A 5,007-nucleotide genomic window follows, 5' to 3' on the forward strand; every position below is an offset into this window, starting at 1 on the left:
TTTGCTCACCAGTCCTATTTGACAGAGAGCCTATTATTTATGAAGCTTTATTATTGAAAATGGCATGTAAATTAAAGAATCTTGATAATGCATTGCCATTTTGATTATCGCCTTGCTGGTTGTTGTTGCCTTGTTGTTGATTATTGCTTTGTCCTTGTTGGTTATTGTTACCAAAGTTTTGGTTTCTATTGTTTGAACCTTGTTGTTGACTGTTGTTGCTATTACTGCTGCCGCCTTGAGTAGTACCATTACCGTTTACTTTACGGTTTGTAGTATTGTGGTCAGGGTTGCTAGCAACGTATAAGTCAGATTTGCTTGAACCATTAACTGAAGCTGGACGTTGGAAGTCTTGTCCGTCTCTAGGACTGATATCTGACATCACATCTTCAAGCAAGTATTGTGGATACTCTTGTTCGTTATGACCAACGAATGAGTTTTGACCATATTCTTTAACTTTATTGAAGCCCATCCAAACTGACATTGAGTATTTAGGAGTGAAACCGTTAATCCATACATCTTTCGCTGCGTTATCAGGTAAGTTGTATTGTTGGTAAGTTTCTGAACCATAAGTACCTGTACCAGTTTTGGCTGCTAAGTTAACACCAGATACGCCATGACCATAAGCAGAACCCCAAGCTTCAAATGTACCTTTTAGTACTTCTGAAAGCATGTATGCTGTGTAATCATGCATAGCTCTGTGGTGTTTGTGATCAAACTCTGTAGTATTACCTTCTTGATCAACAACTTTAGTAATACCGTGTGCTTGGTTGTATTCACCGCCATTAGCTAACGCTGCGAAAGCAGAAGCTAAATCAGTAGGTGAGAATTCAGATGATGAACCACCAAGTACTTCTGAAGGACCAATTTCACCTTCATATTTCAAGCCAACTTTGTCTGCAAATTTCTTAGGTGCGTCTTGACCAGCATCTTGTTTCGTTTGTTGCCAAGCTTTCAATGCTGGAATGTTGAAACTTTGACGTAATGCATCATAAAGTGTGACATTACCATGACTCTTCGTATCATAGTTTCTGAATGTAGTACCATCTACCATGTATTCTGATTCGTCTTGAAGTTCATGGTTTGTTGCCCATTGCATATTCTCAATTGCTGGTCCGTAAGATAAGAATGGTTTTAATGAAGAACCAGTAGGGTGAGGGTCAGTTGCTTGGTTACGGTCGACAACATCTTTGAAGTGTCTGCCACCAGAAATTGCGACTAATCCACCGCTCTTACTGTCAACAATTGTTGAACCAACTTGTTGATCTTCGTTCTTATAGTAATTGCCGTTATCAATACGGTTCTGCAATGCTTTTTGAACGCTAGAGTCCATATTAGTATAAATCTTAATACCACTATTCATTAAGTCGCCAAGATTTTTGTCTTGGAACTCAGGATGTGCCATTAATTCAGACTTCACAAAGTTCACATATGAGTTATACTCAGGATCTTTATTATCTGGCTTAATTGCACGATCATCAGCACTACGTTTAACTAAGTTTTTCTCAATTGGTGTATCTTGCGCTTTTTTCATATCTTGTTCAGAAATACGTTTATGATAATGCATTAAGTATAATACAGTATCTTTACGAGATTCCGCTTCTTTAGGATTATCATATACATTGTATAAGTTAGGTACTTGAGGTAAACCTGCTAAGTACGCTTCCTCAGCTAAATTTAAATCTTTCAAATCCTTGTCGAAGTAATATTTAGCTGCTGCTTTAATCCCATAAACACCGTCAGAGTAGTAAATTTTGTTTAAGTAGATTTGGAAAATCTCATCTTTACTGTACTCTTGTTCTAAACGATACGATAAGTATGCTTCTTGTGCTTTACGGCCAATCGACTTTTGATCGGTTAAGAATGAACGTTTAACAACTTGTTGTGTTAATGTTGATGCACCTTGTGAACCGAATCCGCCAGTAATGTTTTTACCGACCGCACCGAATAAACGTTTATAGTCTAAAGCACCATGCTTATAGAAACGATTATCTTCAGTAGCTAGAACGGCATCTTTCATATTTTGCGGAACATCTTTTAAGTCCACGTGCGCACGTCTTTGACCGTTATCAAGTGTCTTGATTAATTTACCGTCTTTATCATAAATCTTTGCTGGTATAGGATCTTTTAATTTTGCATCAGAAAACGCTGGCGCTTTCCATGCGTAGTAAGCGAATAAAAGAACACCAACTAAGGCTAAGACAATAAACGCAATTAAAATGAAGCCAATAATCTTAATAATTGTCCTCTTAATATTCCTATTCTGTTTTTTACCAGACTTTCCATTCTTAGAATGAGAAGTCTTCTTTCTTTCCGTCATACGCGGTCCTCACTTTCATCTAATATCAACTTATCAACGGCTTTGAGGTAATTCAATCGTGGTTGATACTGATAAGGAATATGGTAACCATTTTTTCTTATTTCTTCAACTGTAATTGATTTTCTGATGTTATTTTGATGTCTTTGCCAAAAGTTTTCAAAGGAACGATAAGGTAGCATATAAACTTCATCTAATGCTTTAAAACGAATTAGTAAAAATACAATTCCGTTTTGTTCATAGCATGATTTCATATGCACAACTTGGTGTTCATGAATATTTTGTAATGGAAAAGACGTCTTGCTCTGTGTTTCTTTTGCTTCAAAATCAATATAACGGCCATTATAAATACCGTTATAGTCAGTTGTAGATGGGGTACGGAAATATGCTTCTTTAATCACAGCTTTACTGCGTTTAGGATAAGAAACATTTACGATTTGAACGGGTGTCGGTTTCTTGTGTATTACTGCTTTACCTGTAGAAAGGTAGTAATCGTTTGATAATTCGATTTCCTTTTCTAAAGTCATCCCACGTCCGCCATACTTGATTTTACTTGAATTGAATGGGTTTGTGCGTCCAACTTTAGTCTTATTTCTATTAAATGGTTTACCATTTGGATAATTCATTTGTTTCACCACACCAACAGGTTTTTAAACCGTAATAATTATACACAACTTACAGTGAGATGCAAACTCTCGAAACTTATTTCAATACAAAGCTTACTTAAAAACCTTCCTTTAGTATTTAAGCAAACATTGGTTTGTGTATATGTCACTTATTTTAACGTTAATCAGGCTATTTAACAATATTGAACCCTTTTATCATAGGGATTTAAAGGTTTTCTGAAATGACGTACTTATCAATATATGATAATTTAATTGTGAGGGAGGCGAAATGTGATTGTATACCATTATCTCAACATTAATAGAACAAACCTATATTATGAAACAAAGATATGAAGAAGCTAGATCAGGTAAGGCATATGATTTCAAAAACGATGTGATGCCTTTTGCTTATCACATCGATGATTTGTTGAACCAATTGGATGGTTATGCAGAAAATATCATTGCGCTTTCATACATGAATCAGTTGAAGTATCAAATACTCAAAGAAAATTTAGAACGCCTTTCTGTCGAATGTCATTATGCTTCAGCAAGCCGGAAACTCTTTATGGATAAACTGAAAAGTGTGAACTATGATTTAAACTATTTAAAGGAAAGTGAAACGCATTATGGTTAAAACAGCATATGTTACCGGCTATAAATCCTATGAATTAAATATATTTAAAGATGATGCACCTGAAGTAAAATACCTTAAATTATTTTTAAAAAATAAATTGCAAAATCTGGTTGAGGAAGGTTTAGAATGGGTATTGATACAAGGACAATTAGGAATTGAAATGTGGACAGCTGAAGTGGTGCTTGACTTGCAACAAGAGTATCCTGAATTAAAGCTCGGTGTGATTACACCTTTTCAAAATCATACAGAACGTTGGAATGAACAAAATCAGTTGAAGTATCAACAAATTATTGAAAAAGCTGATTTTCATGATTCAGTGCATCACGCACCCTACGAAGGACCCTTTCAATTCAAACAAACAGATCAATTTATCCTAGACCATACTGATATGACTGTTCTAATTTATGATGAAGAACAAGAAGCGAGTCCAAAGTTCTTTAAGCGGATGTTAGTTGATTTTGCAGAACAAACAAACTATACTTATGATGTTGTAACGTTTGATGAAATCAATACATTCATCAGTGATATACAGTGGTCTGAAGAAAGTTTCGAATGAGGTGGAGAAAAAATGGCAGATGTATCTTTAAAATTATCAGCAAAAGATATTTATGAGAAAGACTTCGAAAAAACCCTTGCACGTGGATATAGAAGGGAAGAAGTAGATGCATTTTTAGATGACATCATCGCAGACTATCAAAAAATGGCAGACATGAATAATGAAGTAATTAAATTAAATGAAGAAAATCATAAGTTGAAAAAAGAACTTGAAGAGTTACGTTTACGTGTAGCTACTTCTAGACCACAAGAAAACAAAAGTTTTTCTTCAAACACAAATTCTAGTAATGTAGATATTCTTAAACGTATCTCTAATTTAGAAAAAGCAGTATTTGGAAAATAGTTATTCTTAGTTTATGGCTCGAAGTCTGAAAAGTTGTGCTTTTTCGGATTAGCTTTACCATAGACAAAGAACCATGCTATAATTTTAAGAAGTGATATTTCGGGTAATCGCTATAGCAATATAGAGGAAAGTCCATGCTCACACAATCTGAGATGATTGTAGTGTTCGTGCTTGATGAAACAATAAGTCAAGGCTAATAGACGGCAGTGAAATAATCTAAGTCTTTTGGATATGATTAAAGTAGCTTGAAAGTGCCACAGTGACGGAGTCTTTACAGAAATGTAAAGGGTGGAACGCGGTAAACCCCTCGAGTGAGCAATCCAAATTTGGTAGGAGCACTTATTTAGCGGAATTCAACGTATAAATGAGGGAATAAGTGTGCGTAAATACTTATTCCAGACAGATGGTTACCACCGGCGTACGAGTGACTACTAGTGCACGTTATCAGTACTAAGGTACAGAACATGGCTTATAGAAATATCCTCACTAGTTCAGCTCTCCAAGATTGGAGAGCTTTTTTATTTGGCTCTCTGTCAAATAGGACTGGTGAGCAAAA

The 5,007-nt window shown here is 35.3% G+C and carries 5 protein-coding genes and 1 other RNA gene; 4 read left to right on the plus strand and 2 right to left on the minus strand.

All coding sequences use genetic code 11. The features are described 5' to 3' along the window. Positions 1–37 precede the first annotated feature (37 nt). Together HMPREF2846_RS06735 and recU are read right to left on the minus strand one after the other, a co-directional pair. Complete coding sequence (locus tag HMPREF2846_RS06735; protein WP_070626248.1) at positions 38–2,317, minus strand: transglycosylase domain-containing protein; 2,280 nt, start codon at positions 2,315–2,317, stop codon at positions 38–40. Beyond that, a complete protein-coding gene (recU, locus tag HMPREF2846_RS06740; RefSeq protein WP_070626250.1) occupies positions 2,314–2,940 on the minus strand; it encodes a Holliday junction resolvase RecU in 627 nt (208 codons plus the stop codon). The genes HMPREF2846_RS06735 and recU overlap by 4 nt, the downstream gene beginning before the upstream one ends. Before the next feature lie 274 nt (positions 2,941–3,214). On the opposite strand from recU, the gene HMPREF2846_RS06745 reads away from it, so the two are divergent. From HMPREF2846_RS06745 to rnpB, 4 genes are all read left to right on the plus strand, one after another. Then, positions 3,215–3,553 carry a DUF1798 family protein gene (locus HMPREF2846_RS06745; RefSeq protein ID WP_083309982.1) on the plus strand — a complete coding sequence of 113 codons (339 nt, stop codon included), beginning with the start codon at positions 3,215–3,217 and terminating at the stop codon, positions 3,551–3,553. Next, positions 3,546–4,109, plus strand: a complete 564-nt coding sequence (locus HMPREF2846_RS06750) for an SLOG family protein (RefSeq protein ID WP_057510508.1) — start codon at positions 3,546–3,548, stop codon at positions 4,107–4,109. Before HMPREF2846_RS06745 ends, HMPREF2846_RS06750 begins: the two co-directional genes overlap by 8 nt. 12 nt (positions 4,110–4,121) lie before the next feature. After that, on the plus strand, positions 4,122–4,451 hold the full coding sequence (gene gpsB / locus HMPREF2846_RS06755; RefSeq protein ID WP_002480951.1) for a cell division regulator GpsB: 330 nt from the start codon (positions 4,122–4,124) through the stop codon (positions 4,449–4,451). A 95-nt stretch (positions 4,452–4,546) separates the two neighbouring features. Further along, positions 4,547–4,928, plus strand: an RNA gene (gene rnpB / locus HMPREF2846_RS06760) — RNase P RNA component class B. The last annotated feature ends 79 nt before the right edge of the window (positions 4,929–5,007 follow it).

Origin of the sequence: Staphylococcus sp. HMSC056G08, assembly GCF_001812305.1 — a bacterium.
Lineage (GTDB): Bacteria > Bacillota > Bacilli > Staphylococcales > Staphylococcaceae > Staphylococcus > Staphylococcus simulans.